This window comes from Variovorax beijingensis (assembly GCF_007828835.1).
Taxonomy (GTDB): Bacteria; Pseudomonadota; Gammaproteobacteria; order Burkholderiales; family Burkholderiaceae_C; genus Variovorax; species Variovorax beijingensis_A.
The window spans coordinates 1,162,638-1,180,394 of sequence record NZ_VIVL01000001.1 but is presented as its reverse complement, the minus strand read 5'-3'; the positions used below and the strand labels follow the sequence as shown (position 1 = coordinate 1,180,394).

The 17,757-nt window shown below is 69.5% G+C and carries 18 protein-coding genes; 4 read left to right on the top strand and 14 right to left on the bottom strand.

What is annotated here, in order from left to right; translation table 11 throughout:
- Positions 1–21: 21 nt before the first annotated feature.
- From FB547_RS05670 to FB547_RS05650, 5 genes are read right to left on the bottom strand one after another with little or no spacing between them, the layout of a single operon-like run.
- Positions 22–1,020, bottom strand: a complete 999-nt coding sequence (locus FB547_RS05670; RefSeq protein WP_145740308.1) for a biotin-dependent carboxyltransferase family protein — start codon at positions 1,018–1,020, stop codon at positions 22–24.
- The gene (pxpB, locus tag FB547_RS05665) at positions 1,017–1,664 is read right to left on the bottom strand and encodes a 5-oxoprolinase subunit PxpB (RefSeq protein WP_145740584.1); all 648 of its coding nucleotides are present in this window, start codon (positions 1,662–1,664) and stop codon (positions 1,017–1,019) included. The genes FB547_RS05670 and pxpB overlap by 4 nt, the downstream gene beginning before the upstream one ends.
- A 10-nt stretch (positions 1,665–1,674) precedes the next feature.
- Positions 1,675–2,178, bottom strand: a complete 504-nt coding sequence (coaD, locus tag FB547_RS05660; protein WP_015867138.1) for a pantetheine-phosphate adenylyltransferase — start codon at positions 2,176–2,178, stop codon at positions 1,675–1,677.
- 43 nt (positions 2,179–2,221) lie between these two features.
- Positions 2,222–2,890 carry an RsmD family RNA methyltransferase gene (locus FB547_RS05655; protein WP_145740306.1) on the bottom strand — a complete coding sequence of 223 codons (669 nt, stop codon included), beginning with the start codon at positions 2,888–2,890 and terminating at the stop codon, positions 2,222–2,224.
- A gap of 30 nt (positions 2,891–2,920) precedes the next feature.
- Entirely contained in the window at positions 2,921–3,556 is a 636-nt protein-coding gene (locus FB547_RS05650; protein WP_145740304.1) for a LysE/ArgO family amino acid transporter, read from the bottom strand.
- A gap of 81 nt (positions 3,557–3,637) precedes the next feature.
- Between FB547_RS05650 and FB547_RS05645 the strand changes: the two genes are divergently transcribed.
- Entirely contained in the window at positions 3,638–4,555 is a 918-nt protein-coding gene (locus FB547_RS05645; RefSeq protein ID WP_145740302.1) for a LysR family transcriptional regulator ArgP, read from the top strand.
- Positions 4,556–4,567: 12 nt separating this feature from the next.
- Here the strand turns inward: FB547_RS05645 and FB547_RS05640 are convergent, their stop codons facing one another.
- Positions 4,568–5,914: a M16 family metallopeptidase gene (locus FB547_RS05640; RefSeq protein ID WP_145740300.1), complete on the bottom strand. Its 1,347-nt coding sequence runs from the start codon at positions 5,912–5,914 to the stop codon at positions 4,568–4,570.
- Positions 5,915–5,931: 17 nt separating this feature from the next.
- On the bottom strand, positions 5,932–7,383 hold the full coding sequence (locus tag FB547_RS05635) for a M16 family metallopeptidase (RefSeq protein ID WP_261380221.1): 1,452 nt from the start codon (positions 7,381–7,383) through the stop codon (positions 5,932–5,934).
- Positions 7,384–7,412: 29 nt separating this feature from the next.
- Here FB547_RS05635 and ftsY point away from each other — a divergent pair, with 29 nt between their 5' ends.
- The gene (ftsY, locus tag FB547_RS05630; protein ID WP_145740298.1) at positions 7,413–8,657 is read left to right on the top strand and encodes a signal recognition particle-docking protein FtsY; all 1,245 of its coding nucleotides are present in this window, start codon (positions 7,413–7,415) and stop codon (positions 8,655–8,657) included.
- Positions 8,658–8,681: 24 nt separating this feature from the next.
- Here the strand turns inward: ftsY and FB547_RS05625 are convergent, their stop codons facing one another.
- From FB547_RS05625 to FB547_RS05615, 3 genes are all read right to left on the bottom strand, one after another.
- Positions 8,682–9,725: a hypothetical protein gene (locus tag FB547_RS05625; RefSeq protein WP_145740297.1), complete on the bottom strand. Its 1,044-nt coding sequence runs from the start codon at positions 9,723–9,725 to the stop codon at positions 8,682–8,684.
- A 108-nt stretch (positions 9,726–9,833) separates the two neighbouring features.
- On the bottom strand, positions 9,834–11,627 hold the full coding sequence (locus FB547_RS05620) for a hybrid sensor histidine kinase/response regulator (protein ID WP_145740295.1): 1,794 nt from the start codon (positions 11,625–11,627) through the stop codon (positions 9,834–9,836).
- 10 nt (positions 11,628–11,637) lie between these two features.
- Positions 11,638–12,351, bottom strand: coding sequence for a response regulator (locus FB547_RS05615; RefSeq protein WP_145740294.1), 714 nt, complete (start codon positions 12,349–12,351; stop codon positions 11,638–11,640).
- Between the two features lie 165 nt (positions 12,352–12,516).
- Between FB547_RS05615 and FB547_RS05610 the strand changes: the two genes are divergently transcribed.
- Complete coding sequence (locus FB547_RS05610; RefSeq protein WP_145740292.1) at positions 12,517–12,981, top strand: DUF962 domain-containing protein; 465 nt, start codon at positions 12,517–12,519, stop codon at positions 12,979–12,981.
- A gap of 146 nt (positions 12,982–13,127) precedes the next feature.
- Positions 13,128–14,069 (top strand): RNA polymerase sigma factor RpoH, encoded by a 942-nt coding sequence (gene rpoH / locus FB547_RS05605; protein ID WP_145740290.1) that lies wholly within the window; start codon positions 13,128–13,130, stop codon positions 14,067–14,069.
- A 52-nt stretch (positions 14,070–14,121) separates the two neighbouring features.
- On the opposite strand, the gene FB547_RS05600 is transcribed toward rpoH, so the two are convergent.
- Genes FB547_RS05600 through FB547_RS05585 form a run of 4 tightly spaced genes read right to left on the bottom strand, consistent with a single transcriptional unit; the run spans position 14,122 to position 17,751 of the window.
- Entirely contained in the window at positions 14,122–14,961 is an 840-nt protein-coding gene (locus FB547_RS05600) for a DNA alkylation repair protein (RefSeq protein WP_145740289.1), read from the bottom strand.
- A 25-nt stretch (positions 14,962–14,986) separates the two neighbouring features.
- Positions 14,987–15,604 (bottom strand): SCO family protein, encoded by a 618-nt coding sequence (locus FB547_RS05595; protein WP_145740287.1) that lies wholly within the window; start codon positions 15,602–15,604, stop codon positions 14,987–14,989.
- A gap of 24 nt (positions 15,605–15,628) precedes the next feature.
- Positions 15,629–16,534 carry a heme o synthase gene (gene cyoE / locus FB547_RS05590; RefSeq protein ID WP_145740285.1) on the bottom strand — a complete coding sequence of 302 codons (906 nt, stop codon included), beginning with the start codon at positions 16,532–16,534 and terminating at the stop codon, positions 15,629–15,631.
- Positions 16,531–17,751 carry a COX15/CtaA family protein gene (locus tag FB547_RS05585; RefSeq protein WP_145740283.1) on the bottom strand — a complete coding sequence of 407 codons (1,221 nt, stop codon included), beginning with the start codon at positions 17,749–17,751 and terminating at the stop codon, positions 16,531–16,533. The genes cyoE and FB547_RS05585 overlap by 4 nt, the downstream gene beginning before the upstream one ends.
- Between the last annotated feature and the right edge of the window lie 6 nt (positions 17,752–17,757).

Sequence of the window (17,757 nt, the reverse complement as noted above, 5' to 3'; positions counted from 1 at the left end):
CGCCTGCGCTGTTTGCACAGTCTATGCCGGTCTCGTCCAGCCCGCTGCCGCCAGTCCTTGCGCGACCTGCGCGAGATAGCGCTGCTGCTCGGCCCAGGCCTCGAGCGCGGCGGCCATGTCGACCTGCACCAGCCGCAGCCGGCCATCCAGCGGCGCCTGCGCGAGCTTCCACAGGTCGGCGCGGATCACCACGCCGATGCGCGGATAGCCGCCGGTGGTCTGCGCGTCGCCCATCAGGATGATCGGCTGGCCCGAGGGCGGCACCTGGATCGTGCCGGGAATGACGCCCGACGAGAGCATGTCGGCGCTGCGCCTGCGCTTGAGCTCGGCGCCCGCGAGCCGGCTTCCCATGCGGTTGCTCTGCGCGGTGATGCGCCAGCGCTCGCTCCAGAGCAGCGCGTGCGAAGCCACGGTGAACTGGTCGAACTCGGGGCCGGGCAGGACGCGCAGGGCGATGGCCGAATCGCTTTCCTCGGGGCCCCAGTCCGGACCGCGCAGGCCGAACGGGCGCCGGGCGAGCTGGGCGGCATCGAGCGGCGTGGCGCCCAGCGGGAGCCGGTCGCCCTTGCGCAGCGCGCGCCCCTGATGGCCGCCAAAGCCGGCCTTCAGGTCGGTGCTGCGCGAGCCGAGCACCGGCGGCACGTCGATGCCGCCCGCCACCGCGAGCCAGCTGCGCAAGCCGGCCTTCTTGGCGCCGGCTGCGTTGGCGCCCGCGAGCTTGAGCGTTTGCCCGGCAGCGACAGGCATGCTCCAGCAGGGCCAGAGCGGCGCGCCGTCGAGCCGCGCGCCGAAGCCGTCGCCCACCAGCGCGATCCGGGTGGCGGTCTCGAAGCGGATCTCGCTACCGCCCATGGTGAGCTCGAGGCCGGCCGCGCCGTCGGCATTGCCGACCAGCCGGTTCGCCAGCGTGAGCGCCAGCACGTCGAGCGCGCCGCCGGGACAGATGCCGAGCTGGCGGTGCCCATGCCGCCCCAGGTCCTGCACCGAGGCCAGCATGCCGGGCTTCTGCACCAGCATCATGCCTGCACGCTTTCGACGACGAAGCGGACGTGGTCGCCCGGCCGCAGCAGGGTGGGCGGCTCGGCCGACGGATCGAAGAGTTCGAGCGAGGTGCGGCCGATCAGCTGCCAGCCGCCCGGCGACACCAGCGGATAGATGCCGGTCTGCTCGCCGCCGATGCCGACCGAGCGCGCGGGCACCGCCGTGCGCGGCTCGGCGCGGCGCGGCGTGGCAAGCTCGGGCGGCAGCCCGCCCATGAAGGCGAAGCCGGGCAGGAAGCCCAGCAGGTAGACCACGTAGTCGGCCCCGCTGTGGCGCCGCACCACCTCGGCCGGCGTGAGCCCGGTGTGGGCCGCGACATCGGCCAGGTCAGGGCCGTGCTCGCCGCCATAGGCCACCGGAATCTCCACCCTCCGGCCCTCGATGGCCGTGGCCGCGAGCCGCGGCCAGGCCTCGTTCACGCGCGCCATCAGCGCCTCGATCTCGATCGAGGTCGGATCGAAGGTCAGCGTGAGGTTGTTCATGCCCGGCAGCACCTCGCCCACGCCGGCCCATTGCTGCACCTCGGCGCCCAGCGCCCAGATCTGCTGCTGCTGCGCCAGCGTGGCAGGCGGCGGCAGCTCGCAAAGCAGCGCCGCATCGCCGAGCGGATGCAGGCGCGGCAAGGGAAACCGGCTACTCACGGCCCAGGCTGCGCACCTTGGCCGCGAGCTGCTTCTCCACGTCGGGCGAAACGAACTTGTGGACCTCGCCGCCGAGCATGGCGATCTCGCGCACGAAGGTGCTCGAGATGAACTGGTACTTGTCGCTGGGCGTGAGAAACACGGTTTCGACGTCGGGCATCAGCGAGCGGTTCATGCCCGCGAGCTGGAACTCGTAGTCGAAGTCGGTCACGGCGCGCAGGCCGCGCACCATGGCCTTGCCGCCGCGCGCCACCACGAAGTCGCGCAGCAGGCCCGAAAAGCTCTCGACCGTGACCTGGTCGCTGTAGGGCTTCACGGCCTCGCGCGCCATCTCGATGCGCTCCTGCAGGCTGAACAGCGCCTTCTTGTGATGGCCCGCCGCCACCGCGACGATGACCTTGGAGAAAAGCTGGGTTGCACGCCGCACCACGTCCTCGTGGCCGAGGGTGATGGGATCGAAAGTGCCGGGATAAACCGCGATCACGTTGCTGGCCATGGTTGCTTCTTCCTCATGCAGCCGGTGCGGCTTGTTCGGCGGATTATGCAGTCCCGTTTGCGGCCTGCCTCAGCAAGTGCGCATGCACGGCCCCGGCCTTGAGGTAACGAAAACCTACAAGGCCGAGCGTGGCCAGCTCCTCGTCGCTCCAGCGACGCGGTGCCTCCAGGTAGATCGCGCCCCCGGCTTTCACGGCACGCGCGGCGGCGCGCAGCGCGGGTTCGTAGAGGGCGGGGCTGTCGAAAGGCGGGTCGAGAAAGACCGCATCCAGGCTGCCCGCGGGCGCGCGCTCGAGCGCGGTGAGCCCGTTGCCGCGCTCGATGCGCACGGCCTCGGCCGAAAGCTTGGCCTTGGCGGCCTGCAGCTGGGCCGCCAGCGCGGCGTCCTGCTCGCAGAGCAGCACGCTCGCGGCACCGCGCGACGCGGCCTCCAGGCCGAGCGCGCCGGTGCCCGCGAAAGCATCGACGCAATGCCAGCCCGGCAGCTCGCCGCCGCCGGCGCCCGCGATGCTCGCGAGCCAGTTGAACAGCGTCTCGCGTACGCGGTCGGGCGTGGGGCGCAGGCCCGGCTTGTCGGCCACGGAAAGGCGGCTGCGCTTCCACAGGCCGCCGATGATGCGCACCTCGCGCGGCAGCGATTTCGATCTTGGTGATGGCGACGGCGACGGCGTCGAGGGGGAACGCCTGGCGGCTGCGGCTTTCTTCTGGGGCATGCGGCAAGCTTAACGCCGCCGCATGCGAGCTCAGGTGCCAAGCAAGGCCCGCCGCGCCAGCAGCGCGGCAAGCAGCAGCATCGTGCCGCCAATCAGCGCGTCGAGCATCTGCCAGGCGCGCGGCCGCGCAAACACCGGTGCCAGCCAGCGCGCACCGAAGCCCAGCGCCGAGAACCACAGCGCGCTCGCCATCGCCGAACCGGCGACGAACCAGGCCTTGAGCGCGCCGCCGTACTGGGCGCCGGTGCTGCCCACGAGCAGCACGGTGTCGAGGTAGACATGCGGATTCAGCAGGGTGAAGCCCGCCGCCTGCGCCAGCACCGCGGTGCGCGAGAGCGATGCGCCCTGGGCCTTTGCGTGCAGCGCGCCGGGCTGCCGGGCACGCCACAGCGCGCGCAGCCCGTAGGCCCCCAGGAACAGCGCACCGAGGCCGGCGAGTGCGGTGGCGAATGCGGGCCGCCCTTTCAGCGCCTGCGCCATGCCAGCCACGCCTGCCGTGATCAGGATGGCATCGCTGGCCGCACAGAACAGCACCACGGCGCTCACATGCTCGCGCCGCAGCCCCTGGCGCAGCACATAGGCGTTCTGCGCGCCGATGGCGACGATGAGCACCAGGCTCATGAGAAACCCGTTGACGAATGCGGTGGAGATTTGTTCGATGACCATGGCGTCAGCTTGCCGCTTCAGTTCTATTAACTCAAACTAAACTTCCTAAGCCATATTCAGTTTTTCTAATTCCCGCGAACCATGCTCGACTACGCCGCCCTGAATGCATTGGCCGCCGTGGTGCGCGAAGGCAGCTTCGAGCGCGCGGCCCGCGCACTGAACGTCACGCCGTCGGCCGTCTCGCAGCGCGTGAAGCTGCTCGAGGAGCGCACGGGCGGCGCGCTGCTGGTGCGGGGCCAGCCTTGCGTGGCGACGGAAGCCGGGGAGCAGCTCTGCCGGCACTTCGAGCGCGTGGGCATGCTGGAGCACGAGCTGCGCGAGGCGCTGCCCGCGCTCGGCACGGGCGGCAGGAATGGCAAGAGGGTAGAGCGCGTCACGGTGCGGGTGGCGGTGAACGCCGACAGCCTGGCCAGCTGGTTCATGGCCGCCGCCGCGGCCTTTGCAAGGCAGGAGGAATCCGCCCTGCTCGACCTGACCGTGGACGACCAGGACCATACCGCCGAGCGCCTGCGCAGCGGCGCGGTGCTGGCGGCCGTCACCGCGCTGGCTCAACCCGTGGCCGGCTGCAACAGCGAGGCGCTGGGCAGCATGCACTACGTGGCCGCCGCGAGCCCGGAGTTCGTCGAGCGTTACTTCGCCAGGGGCGTGGGCGCGCGCACATTGGCCCATGCGCCGAGCCTGGTGTTCGACCGCAAGGACCGGCTGCAGGCACGCTGGGTGCGACGCATCTGCCATCGCAGCATCGAGACGCCGCGGCACTGGCTGCCCTCGGCCCAGGGCTTCGTCGACGCGGCGCGCGCCGGCATGGGCTGGGGGATGCTGCCGGCCAGCATGGCGGCCGAGGCGATGCGCACGGGTGCGCTGGTGGAATTGGTGCCCGGATCGGGGCTGCAGGTGCCGCTCTACTGGCAGCAGGCGCGCGCGGCGCCGCAACTGCTCGAACGCCTCAAGGCGGCGGTGCACGCAGCCGCCGGAAGCGGCGCACACGCCCTGCGCTGAAAGCGCTGCCTGCTACTTGCCGCCCACCACCACAGTCACCATGCGTTCGGGCTGCAGCTTGCGCGCATAAGCGGCCCGGATGTCGGCCGCGGTGACAGCGTTCATGCGCGCGGTCCAGGTGTCGAGATAGTCGAGCGGCAGGTCGTGCCAGGCGATGTTGGCCACGTTGCCGATGAGCTTGCGGTTGCTGTCCAGCAAGAGCGGAAAGCCGCCGATCAGGTTGTCCTTCGCGGCCTTGAGCTCGGCGGCGGTCGGGCCTTCGGCCACGAACCTGGCGAGCACGTCGCGCGAGACCTTCACCGCTTCTTCGGCCTGGTCGGGACGCGTCTGGAAGCCCACGCGGAACGCCCCGGCGTCCAGGCCCGGCGCAAAGCCGCTGTAGACGCTGTAGGCCAAGCCGCGCTTCTCGCGCACTTCGTTGGTCAGCCGCGAGACGAAGCCGCCGCCGCCCAGCACGTAGTTGCCGAGCGTGAGCGCGAAATGGTCGGGATCCTTGCGCGGGTAACCGGGCTGGCCGATCAGCACGTGGGCCTGGGCCGAGGCGAACGGAATGCGCTCGTCCTTGGGCGCGGTGAGCGCGGCCACCGGTGCGATCGCCGGGAGCGGCGTGCACGCCTCGGGCCCGGGCAGCCGGGAGAGCAGCGCGGTGGCCATGGCTTCGGCCTCGGCGCGGGTCACGGCGCCCACGATGCTGAGCTTGGCCCGGCACGGCACGATCAGCTCCTGGTAGCGCTGCCGCATCGCGGCGGTGTCGATCCGCGCGAGCGTGGCTTCGGTGACTTCCTGCCCGTAGGGATGGCTGCCGTAGACGGCCTTCGCGAAGGCACGGCCCGCGATGGTCGCCGGCTTGGTGTTGGCCTCTTTCAGCGAGGCATTGATGCGCTCCCGCTCGCGCTGCCAGACGTCGTCGGGAAAGGCCGGCTCGCCGATCTCGCGCGAGGCCAGCGCCACCACCTTGGCCAGCAGCGCCGGATCGGACAGGGTGCGCAGCGAGTAGCTGGCGCGGTCGGTGCCGGCGCTGGTGCCGAACTCGGCGCCCAGGTCGGCCCAGGCTTCGCCGAGCGCGTTTTCGTCGAGCGCGAGCTCGCCGTTCCTGCCGGCGCGCACGCCCTTCTCGACCATGGTCGCGGTCGCGCTGGCCAGGCCGGCCTGGCCTGCCGGATCGCGCCGGCTGCCGGCGTCGAAATCGATCTGCACGTCGACGATGGGCAGCGCCTGGGTCGACACCAGGTAGATCTTGGCGCCGCTCGCGAGCGTCCAGTGCTCGATCGGCAGCGCAGCCTGTGCGGCGTTCAGGCCTGCGAAGGCCGTGGCGGCCGCGAACAGCGCGGAGCGCAGGATTTTTGTCATGGGGGTCATTGAAGAATCCGGGCCTTTCAGCGCAGCTCGCCCTGCGGGGCGGCAAAACCGCGGCCGCGCGGCCTGGCTTCGAGCGGCAGGGGGCGCAGGGTGGCCACGGTGAGCTGGTCGTCGCCGAAGTACTTGCCGGCCATGGCCTGCACCTGGGCCGGGGTCACGGCCTGCAGCTTCGCGACGATGCGCGCGCTGGTGTCCAGCGGCAGCCCCTGCACCCAGTTGCTGCCGAGCTCGCGGGCCTGCGCCATCACGGAGTCGCGCTTGTAGGTCTGGCTGGCCACCCACTGCGTCTTGACGCGCGCGAGTTCGGCTTCGCTCACGCCTTCCTTCGCCACGCGCGCCACCTGGGCGCGAAGCGCCGCCTCCACCGCTTCGGCGCTCTTGCCGTGGGCCGGCACGCCCACCAGCGTGAACAGCTGAGGCCCGCGGCCGGCCAGGCCGGAATAGGCACCGACCGAATCGGCCACGCGGTCGGGGCCCTGGGTCAGGGCACGGTCGAGCCGTGCGCCCGTGTAGCCGTCGAGCACGGCCGACAGCACCTCGAGCGCCCACACGTCGCTGTCCGCGGCATCGATGCTCTCCAGCTGCGGAATGCGGAAGGCGAGCGACACGTAGGCCTGCTCGGCCGGCGCCTTGAATTCGATGCGGCGGATGCCGCGCTGCGCGGGCTCGGTGCGCGGCTTGCGCGCCGGCACGGCGCGCGCGGGAATGCGGCCGTAGTACTTCTCGGCCAGCGCGCGCACCTGGGCCACGTCGACGTCGCCCACCACCACCACGGCGGCATTGGCGGGCACGTACCAGCGGCGGAAGAAGGCGCGCGCGTCGTCGGGTGTCATGGCGTCGAGGTCGCTCATCCACCCGACCACCGGGCGGTGGTAGGGCGAGGCCATGAACACGACCGCGTTCTGCTGCTCGCCGAGCAGCGCGCGCGGCTGGTCTTCGGTGCGCAGGCGGCGCTCTTCCTTGACCACCTCGATCTCGCGCCTGAACTCGTCGTCGGACCACTGGTTGTTGGCGAAGCGGTCCGATTCGAGCTTCATGACCTGCTCCAGGCTGCCCACGGGAATCTGCTGGTAGTAGCCGGTGTAGTCGCGCGTGGTGAAGGCGTTCTCCTGGCCGCCCAGCGCCGCCACGCGGCGCGAGAACTCGCCGGGCTTGATGTCCTTGGTGCCCTTGAACATCATGTGCTCGAGCACGTGGGCCACGCCCGAAGTGCCGTCGACCTCGTCGACCGAGCCCACGCGAACCCAGAGCATCTGCACTGCGGTGGGCGCGCGCCTGTCGGGCTGCACCAGCAGCGTCATGCCGTTGGCGAGGGTGAATTGCTGGGGTGCGGATGCGGCCGCGGCAGTGTCGGATGGAGCGGCGGAAACCGGTGTGGACTGGGCCTGCGCAGGCATGGCCCACGGCGCGCAAAGCGCCATTGCCAGCACCGCACCGGACGCAGCACGGCGTGGCGAGGGGTGTTTCATAGAATGGGTCGGATTGTAAAAAGCTCCCGATGTTCAGTTTCTTCAAGAAAAAACCGCCTGCCGAATCCCCGGCCGCGCCGGCGCCCTCACGGGCCGTCGAGCCGGTACCTGCACCCGAGCCCGCGCCTGCGCCCGCTGCCGCACCGGCGCGCTCGGTGTTCTCTCCGTCGAGCTGGTTCGGCTCCAAGCCTGCCGCAGAGGAAGCGGCGCCGCCGCCTGCAGCGCCAGACCCGGCGCCCCCGGTCGCGCCCCCTCCGGCGCCAGCCGCGGCGCCGAACCTCGCCCCCGTGCCTGCTGCACCGGTACCCACGCCGGCCGTTCCGACCGTACCCCCGCCCCCGCCCACCCTCGCCACCGAGGCCGCCATGCCGGCCGAGCGCAAGGGCTGGTTCGACAAGCTCAAGACCGGCCTGCGCAAGACCGGAACCGGCATCCAGGCGGTGTTCGTCAACGCTCAGATCGACGAAGCGCTGTACGAGGAACTCGAATCGGCCCTGCTGATGGCCGATGCCGGCGTCAAGGCCACCGAGTACCTGCTCGAGGACCTGCGCGGCCGCGTCAAGCGCCAGATGGCCACCGACGCGGCGCAAGTGAAGCGGCTGCTGGCCGATGCCATCACCGACCTGCTCCAGCCGCTCGAAAAGCCGCTGGTGATCGGCCAGTTCACGCCGACGGTGATCATGGTGGCGGGCGTCAACGGCGCCGGCAAGACCACCTCGATCGGCAAGCTCACCAAGCACCTGGCCAGCGAGGGTGCCTCGGTGCTGCTGGCGGCGGCCGACACCTTCCGGGCGGCGGCGCGCGAGCAGCTGCTGGTCTGGGCCGACCGCAACACGGTCGAGATCGTGAGCCAGGAAGGCGGCGACCCGTCGGCCGTGAGCTTCGACGCCGTCACGGCCGGCAAGGCGCGCGGCAAGGACGTGGTGCTGGTCGACACCGCAGGCCGACTGCCGACGCAGCTGCACCTGATGGACGAGCTCAAGAAGATCAAGCGCGTCGTCACCAAGGCCGACGCCAGCGCGCCGCACGAGGTGCTGCTGGTGATCGACGGCAACACCGGGCAGAACGCCCTGGCGCAGGTCAGGGCCTTCGACGAGACCCTGGGCCTCACTGGCCTGGTGGTGACCAAGCTCGACGGCACCGCCAAGGGGGGTGTGCTCTGCGCGATTGCGCGCGAGCGGCCGATTCCGGTCTACTTCATCGGCGTGGGCGAGAAGCTCGAAGACCTCGAGACCTTCAACGCACGCGAGTTCGCCATGGCGCTGCTGGGCTGACGCGCCAGCAGCAGAACGCGCCGCTCAAAAGCCGAAGAGCGAGCGGGTATCGCAGAAAAAGCCGCTGCAGTTGGCGGGCCGGACGTAGAGGGTCCTGATCTGGCCACCCGGCAGCATGTAGTCGCCCACCAGGGCGTTGCCCTTGGCACCTTCGGCATTCGCCTGCGCGATGTAGCCCGCGCTGTTGGCCGCGGGCTGCAGGTTCTGGTAGCTGAACGTGGCCGATTGCGACAGATCTTTCTCGTAGAGCAGCTTCGTGCCGTCCGAAAAGACATAACCGGTCTTGAACCGGAAGCCCTGGGCGCCCTTCGCCTCGAGCTGCGCCAGGAAATCGGCGTCGCTGCCGGGCTGGTCCAGCGCTTCATAGCCGTAGGTGGCGCTGCCTTGCGCGTCCTTTTGAAAGACCAGCACCGTGGCTCCGCCAACCATGTAAGCACCGCCGACGCTGTAGTAGCCGTTGCCGCCCTGCGCATTGATCTGGGCCAGATAGGCGGCGCTGTCGGTGGGTGCCGCCAGCACGGCATAGGTGTAGGTCGATGCCGAGCTGTTGTCCTTGCGGTAGAGCGTTCGGATCTGGCCGCCGACCACATAGGGCCCGCCCCACTTGAAACCTCGGGCGCCCTGGGCGTTGAGCTGGGCCTGCAGGTCCGCCACGGAGCCGGTGTCTGGCAGCAGCTCGAAGGCATAGGTGGTTCCGGCGTCCTTCACGTAGGCCTCGACGACTTCCGCACCGGTCGGGCTGGTGGGGAAGGCCAGGCCGCTGAAGAAGCGGAAGGCCCTGGCGCCCTGTGCATTGAGCTGATCGAGAAACGCCGCAGCGTCGGCGGCAGGCGGCAAGGCCTCGTACATGAAGGTGCGGGTGGCCGGGGCGGGCGCCGGTGCTGGTGCGGGCGCTGGGGCCGGTGCGGGCGCCGGAGCCGGCGCGGGTGCGGGAGGCGGCGGAACGCCGTTGCCCCAGCCGATCGGCAATGCGGCACCCCCTCCGCCTCCGCCTCCCCCGCCACCGCAGGCCGCGAGGGCCAGTGTGGCGGCCACTGCGGCCGCAACCGCTGCAAGCTTGAAACGCATTTGGAATCCTCCCTGATCGATGTGTGCGACCCATGGAAGGTATGTCGGGGGGCCTGAGGGCCACCAGTGCCAAAAGTCATGACATTGCCGGCAACGAGCTCAAAAGTACTAAATCCTGCGGCGTTCCGAGCTTGCCGCTGTGACCATCATCCGGAACAGCGAATCGGTGGCCACGGGCTTGAACAGCACGGGAACGCCCGATTCCCGGACACGCTGCAGCCTGTCGGGCGAGGTCTCGCCTGTGATCAGCAGCAACGGGGTCGCGGGCCCGCCTTGTCCTCGGCCGCTCAGGCGCAGGCCGACATCCAGCCCATCGACACCATCGGCCAGGCGGTAGTCGCACATCAACAGGTCGAAGGCCCGCCCTTCTCTGCTCGCCTGCTGCAAGGCCGCGGCGGCGGCGGCTTCATCCGCGACGGCGAGCGCGTCGATCGAATGCGAGCGCAGCAGGCCCGTCATGGCTTCCCGGATTTCCGATTCATCGTCCAGCAGCAGCACCCGCGCGGGCAGTGCCGGCGCCGCTCGCCCGGGCCGCTTTTCCTGCCGTGGCGCCGCAGCGTCGGGCGGGAAGTGTCCGGCCAGCGCGCCGGCCTTCGGCGCAACGGCCGGCAGCACCACGCGGAAGTGGGTGCCGCGACCCAGCCGCGAATGCATTTGCACCGGATGGCCCAGCAGTTGCGAGAGCCGCTGCACGATCGACAGGCCGATGCCCAGCCCGCGCGAGCGGTCGCGCCCCGGATTGTCGATCTGATAGAACTCCTCGAAGATCCGGCTCGACTGCTCGGGCGCAATGCCGATGCCGGTGTCCCGCACCTCGATCCACACGAACTCCCCTCGTTCGCGGGCCGTCACCGTCACTCCGCCGCGCGCGGTGTACTTGAGGGCGTTGTCCAGCAGGTTGGACAGCATCCGATGCAGCAGCTGGGGGTCGCTGCGCACCCACAAGCCGCTGGCGCGCACGCGCAACTGCAACTGCTTTTGCTCGGCCTGGGCCGAGAAGGTGTGATTGAGCGGCAGGAACAGGGCATCGAGCTGAACGGCCTGAAGCACGGGCGTGACCACGCCGGCATCCAGCCGGGAGATGTCGAGCATGATGTCGAGCGAGGCGCCCAGCGCATTGACGGCGCGCATCAGGCGCTGCGCATTCACTTCCTCCGGCCGGCCGCGCAGCTCGTTCTCGAGCGCGGCGCCGAACAGCGCGATGGCATGCAGCGGCTGGCGCAGGTCATGGCTGGCGCTGGCCAGGAAGCGGGTCTTTTCCTGGCTGGCGCGCTCGGTGGCGGCAATCTGCTCCTCCAGCCGCACGGCCAGGGCTTCCTTTTCGAAGCGCAGGACCAGCGAGTCCGCCAGCAGCCTGTGCTCCTGCACGCCGACGCGCAGCATGAGAAAAAGGTAGATCGAGGCGAAGGCCGCGAGAAAGAGATGGATGGAATCGCGCTGCCACGCCAGCGCAACGATCAGCCCGCCCATCATGGGCAGCGTGTGGCCGAACAGCGCCGCCTTCAGCGGCCGCAGGGACTGCACGGCCCGGGCGCAGTTGCCCATCATCACCACCATCAGCGCGGCGGTGACCGGCAGGTTGCCCGCGGGCACGAAGATCCACGGCGCCAGCGCATCGGCAAACCCGAGCAGGGTCACGATGCGGGTGATCCTGCGCGCCCACCAGGCACTGTCCGCCGCCGGGACCGACGGATTCCAGCGCGGCGTGAAGTACATGCACAGATACAGCGTCAGGTGCAGCACGACGAAGGGCAGCACCATCGGGTCGCCCAGCTGCAGGTACATGAACGCACCGAGCACCAGCACGAAGACGACGCGGGCCAGGAAGGTGGCGTTGTAGTTGAAATAGACCGACGCCACGTGCTCGCGCAGCACGCGCTGGTTCAGCGGCGTGTCGGCCATGCGCGGCGGCTCAACGCAGGCTGCTGATCAGCTGCGCACGCGAACGCACGCCGAACAGCAGCAGGATGGTCGATACATGGTTCTTCACCGTGCCTTCGCTCAGGTTCGCGAGCTGGGCGATCTCCTTGTTTGCCTTGCCGTCGAGCACCCATTGCAGCACCTGCATCTGGCGCGGCGTGAGCTCCTGCCAGGCGCTGGCCTGGGCCGATTCGGCATAGCTGCCGGGCGCCTTCGGCACGGTGGCGGGAGGGGGAGCTTTAGACGCGCCGGGCTCGAGCAGGCCGCAGGCGCGGATGAATCCCACCACCTCCTTCAGGTCCGCCGACTTCGGAAGAAAGGCGCTCGCGCCCAGTGCCACCGCTCCCTGTGCCAGGGAGGTGTTGCCAGTGCCCGACAGCACCACGATGCGGGCGGACGGGTGGCGCAGGCGAAATTCCGCGAGGCCGCTCAGGCCGTGGGTATCGGGCAGCGCCAGATCCAGCAGCACGAGGCGGATCGATTCGCGGTGCTTTTCGTAGAGCGCCAGCGCATCGGCCGCGCTGGCGGCCTCGAAGACCTCGATGCCCGCCCCCGACGCAGCGGTCTGCGCCTCGATCAGCGCGCGCACGCCGAGCCGCAGCAGGTCGTGGTCGTCCACCACCAGGATCGCGCCGGGCGGATGCGCGGGGATGCCGCCCTCCAGGGTCGGCGGCAGCGGGTTGGAGGGAGATTCGAGCGAAGCCACGCGGTCGATCTTAGCGACGCGCCCGGCGCGCAACAGTGCACTAAGTCATGGGGTAGCCGCCGTTTCGGGGCAGCGCTTGCTCTTCTTTTCATAGCACTTGCCATCCACTGCGCGCGGGAGCACCATGCGCTACCCGCCGCATCGAACGGCGTTTTGGAGACAAGCATGATGCACACCGCCGATGTCCCGCTGGCAGCGGGCGAGCGCAAGGTCGACCGGCTGCTGGCCCACTATGGCGAAAGCCACCGCCATCCGACCAACGAGCTGATTCACTTCGCCGCGATCCCGGCCATCATGCTGAGCCTCGTCGGCCTGCTGTATGCGCTGCATCCCTGGGCCGCCTACGTCTTCGTGGCCGCGAGCCTGGTCTACTACGCCACCCTGCGCTCCCCTGCCTTCCTGGCCGCCATGCTGGCCGGCACGGCCCTCGTGCTGGCGCTGGTTCATGCCATGGGAAGCCTTGTACTGCCTATTTCCGCCGCCATCTTCGTGGTGGCCTGGATCTTCCAGTTCATCGGCCACAGGATCGAAGGCAGGAAACCTTCTTTCTTCGAAGACATCCAATATCTTTGGGTGGGGCCGCTGTTCGTACTTTCGAAGCTGTTTTTGCGCCTCGGTATCCGCTGGTGATCCCCAGGTCGGACGCCGCCGCGGGCCGTATCGCCGTCCGGCTGACAGCTTTGGCTATCGGTGCGATAGAAACTTAGGGGGAACCCTTGGTTTAGCACTCCCTCTAATCGAGTGCTAATATGCCCAATACAAAGGAGTTTCCCCTGATGACCACGCTGTCTGGAGCCTCTGCCAACCAGCTCGCCGTCGCCAATCCATGGTCGATGGTGCCGCCGCTGGGCAACCTGGATGCTTATATTTCGGCCGCCAACCGCCTGCCGATGCTCACGCTCGAAGAAGAGCAGGGCTTCGCACGCCGTTTGCGCGACCACAACGACCTCGAAGCGGCCGGTGCGCTGATCCTCTCGCACCTGCGCCTCGTGGTGTCCATTTCGCGCCAGTACCTGGGCTACGGATTGCCGCACGGCGACCTGATCCAGGAAGGCAACGTCGGCCTCATGAAGGCCGTGAAGCGCTTCGACCCCGACCAGGGCGTGCGGCTCGTGAGCTACGCCATGCACTGGATCAAGGCCGAGATCCACGAGTACATCCTGAAGAACTGGCGCATGGTCAAGGTCGCGACGACCAAGGCCCAGCGCAAGCTGTTCTTCAACCTGCGCTCGATGAAGCAGGGCTTCAAGGCCGACTCGGCTGCGGCCGACAACGGCACGCACCGCGACACGCTGAGCCCCGACGAGGTGTCGCAGATGGCGACCCGGCTCAACGTCAAGCCCGAAGAAGTGCTGGAAATGGAAACCCGCCTGTCGGGCGGCGACGTGCTGCTCGATCCGGGTCCGTCGGACGACGGCGACGAGGCCTTCGGTCCGATCGCCTACCTGGCCGATGCCACGCAGGAGCCGACCGCCCTGCTCGAGTCGCAGCAGCGCGACCGGCTCTCGAGCGACGGCATCGCCACCGCGCTCGAAGCGCTGGACGACCGCAGCCGCCGCATCGTCGAAGAGCGCTGGCTCAAGGTCAACGACGACGGCTCGGGCGGCATGACGCTGCACGACTTGGCGGCGGTGTACGGCGTGAGCGCCGAGCGCATTCGCCAGATCGAAGTCGCGGCCATGAAGAAGATGAAGAAGGCGCTGGCAGATTTCGCCTGAGCCCCGTCCCTGCGCTTCACCCGAACAAGCCCGGCCGCGCGCCGGGCTTTTTTCATGCCTGCTTGGCCAGCGTCCGCAGGGCCCGCCGGGCGATGTAGCGGGTGGCGGGTGTGTCCGACTCGGCCACCCAGCGCGCGCAGAGCCGGTCGACCCACTCCGGCTCGGTCTTGCTCGCGTCGTTGAGCCAGTTGGCCACCGAGTTCTGCACGTAGCGGCTGGCGTCGGCCCGCAAGGGCTCGATGAGCGGCAGCGCGCGCCAGGGTTCGGTCTTGAGCGCATCGATCTGCGCGCACCAGACGCCGCGCGGGCGCGTGAGCTCGCTGGCGAAGCGGCGGATGTTCGGATCGGCGTCGGCCGTCCACGGCTGCAGCAGCGCAAGCGACTCGTCGAGCGAGCCGATGACCGCATCGCGCACCGCCATCCAGGCGATTTCGCGCACGCCGAAGTGCGGGTCGGCGGCAAAGCGCCGCACCGCCTCCAGCTGCGCCGCCAGCGGCAGGCCCGAGAGCGTGACCCACTGCGCGGCCCAGCAGCGCGCGACGTCGCTTGCGTGCGTGGCCAGCCGGTGGGCAACGGCGTCGCGCTCGGCATGCAGCGCCGCCAGGTCGTAGAGCGCCCGCGCAATATGGCCGTGCCGCTGCATCGGCTTGAACGCGCCGAGCATGGCGATGGTGTCGGCCAGCCGTTCGCTCGCCGGATCCAGCCCGATATGGGCCGCCACGCTGCGCGCGAGCTGCGGCAGTTCGAGCGCCATGAATTCGTTGAGGTTGACGGTCTCGAGCAGCCCGTCGTTGAGCGCGCGCAGCACCTCGGGCGGGATGAGAGCGATGCGGAAGGCGCCCCGGCGCGCCTTCAGGTGCTCGACGGAGGCCACGGCGACGGCGGCGTCCATGGGAGGCAGATAGGTCACGGCCCGGTCAGGACTTGAGCAGCGCCTTGACGTCCGACACCATGGGCGCCGCGCCGGCGCCATAGCGCGCGTAAAGCCGCAGCCGGCCGTCAGTGTCGTAGACGAAGCTGGCGGCCGAATGGTCCATCGAGTAGCTGGTGGGGGTCTTGCCCTCGACCTTCTTGTAGTAGACCTTGAAGTCCTTGGCGAGCTGGGCGAGCTGGTCGGCCGTGGGAATCAGCGCGACGAAGGCCGGGTCGAATGCGCCCATGTAGGCCTTGAGCACCTCGGGCGTGTCGCGCGCCGGGTCGACCGTGACGAACAGCACCTGCAGCTTGTCGCCATCGCTGCCGAGCTGCTGCTTGACCTGCGCCATCTCGGTCATGGTGGTGGGGCAGACATCGGGGCACTGCGCATAGCCGAAGAACAGCACGACCACCTTGCCCTTGAAGTCGGCCAGCGTGCGAAGCTTGCCGTCGGCGTCCTTCAGCGAGAAGTCGCGGGCGTAGTCGGCGCCTGTGATGTCGACCGCATTGAAGCTGGGCTTGGCTTCGCTGCAGGCCGAAAGACCGAGGCCAAGAGTGGCGGCCACGCCGGCCCATCCCGCACCGCCGGCAATCAGTTTCAGGGCATTTCGCTTGTTCATGGGCACGGGCGTCCGATCAGTCAATCAACGGAGGTAATGGTCGACGAGCAGTGCCGCGAACAGCACGCTCAGGTGGATCAGCGAGAACCGGAAGGTCTTGCGCGCCAACGCATCGGAGTAGTTGCGCCAGAGCGCGAAGGCGTAGCCCGTGAAGCCGATGCTCACGCCCACCGCCACCGCCAGGTAGAGCCAGCCGCTCATGCCGTAGATGAAAGGCATCAGGCAGGCCGCGAACAAGATGAAGGTGTAGAGCAGCACCTGCAGCCGCGTGAACTCGTTGCCGTGCGTGACGGGCAGCATCGGGAGGCCGGCCTTGCGGTAGTCCTCGACGCGGTAGAGCGCCAGCGCCCAGAAATGCGGCGGTGTCCACAGGAAGATGATCAGGAACAGGATCAGCGCCTCGGGGCCCACGTCGCCGGTCATCGCGGCCCAGCCCAGCACCGGCGGCATCGCGCCCGAGGCGCCGCCGATCACGATGTTCTGCGGCGTCAGCGGCTTGAGGATCACGGTGTAGATCACTGCGTAGCCGACGAAGGTGGCAAAGGTCAGCCACATGGTGAGCGGATTGACCTGGAACCACAGCAGCGCCGAACCGGCCGCGCACAGCAGCGCCGAGAACACCAGCGCCTGCAGGTCGCTGAGCTGTCCGCGCGCCGTGGGACGCCAGGCAGTGCGCTTCATCTTGGCGTCGATGCCCTTCTCGACCAGGCAATTGAACGCCGCCGCCGCGCCCGCCACCAGCCAGATGCCGATGCAGGCCAGCGCGGCGCGCTGCACGTCGGCCCACGAGGGCAGCCCGGGCACGGCCAGCACCATGCCGATGAGGGCGCAGAAAACGATCAGCTGCACCACGCGCGGCTTGGTCAGCGCATAGAACTGGCGCAGCACATTGGCAGTACTTGTCTGCTGCACGGAAATCGGCGTGCTCACGCGGCGGCCTCCCTCTGGTTGTTGTGTGGGGCGCCAGGCGCCTTGTCTCTGTCGTGTGCGAAAGCAGCCGCAGCCCCGCGACGGCTCTCGCACAGCGCCCATGTCAGCACCACGGCCAGCGCCGCAGCGCCCCCGGTGTGCAGGACCGCAGCGAGCAGCGGCCAGCCGAGCAGCACATTGCCCAGGCCCGTGGCCAGCTGGAGCAGCGCGAGCCCCGCGAGCCAGCGCGCCTGCGGCCGCAGCGGCGGCGTGCGGCGCAGCTGCCACGCGAGCACGCCCAGCGCGGCGAACACGGCGTACGCCATCAGCCGATGCACGTAGTGGATGGCAGTGAGCGCGGAAAAATCGAGCGGCACGCCACTGCCGGTCACGCCCAGGTGACGCCAGATCTCGAAGCCCTGCGCAAAATTCATTGGCGGCCACCAACTGCCCTGGCAGGTCGGGAACTGGGTGCAGGCCAGCACCGCATAGTTGGTGCTGACCCAGCCGCCGAGTGCGATCTGCAGCAGCAGCAGGGCCGAGGTGGCGATCAGCCCGTTGCGCAGCGCGGGCGACACGGCCGTGGGCAAGCGGTCCGCGGCGGCCTGCCGGTAGCGCACCGCCTGGATGCACAGCAGCACCAGCAGCACCACGGCGCCCAGCAGGTGCAGCGTGACGATGGCGGGAAAGAGCTTCCAGGTGACCGTGAGCGCGCCGAACGCGCCCTGCAGGCAGACCCAGGCCAGCGTGAGCGCGGGCCACCAGGCGCTGAGCGTGGCGTGCTCGCCGTCCCCCGGCGCGGGCGGCGCGCGGCGTTGGCGCCGCCGCACGACCCAGGTGGCGCCCGCAAGCGCGAGGATCAGCACGCCGACGCCGGTGGCCAGGTAGCGGTGCACCATCTCGACCCAGGCCTTGCTGTGCGTGACCGGACCGGTCGGCTGGGCCGACTGCGCCATGGCGATCTCGTGGCGCGCGCCCACCGGGCTCGCGTTGCCGTAGCAGCCCGGCCAATCGGGGCAGCCCAGGCCCGAATCGGTGAGCCGGGTGAAGGCGCCGAACAGCGTGAGGTCGAAGGTGAGGAACAGCGTCAGCACGGTGAGTGCATGCAGCCGGCGCGCCGGTCCGGCGCCCGCGTTGCGGCGCCACACCCACAGCAGCGGGCCGAGCGCGATCAGCACGCCGGCCGCCATCAGCCAGGCGACGGGGGTGAGGTCGTAGAGCGAGCCGGTGTCCATCATGCGGTG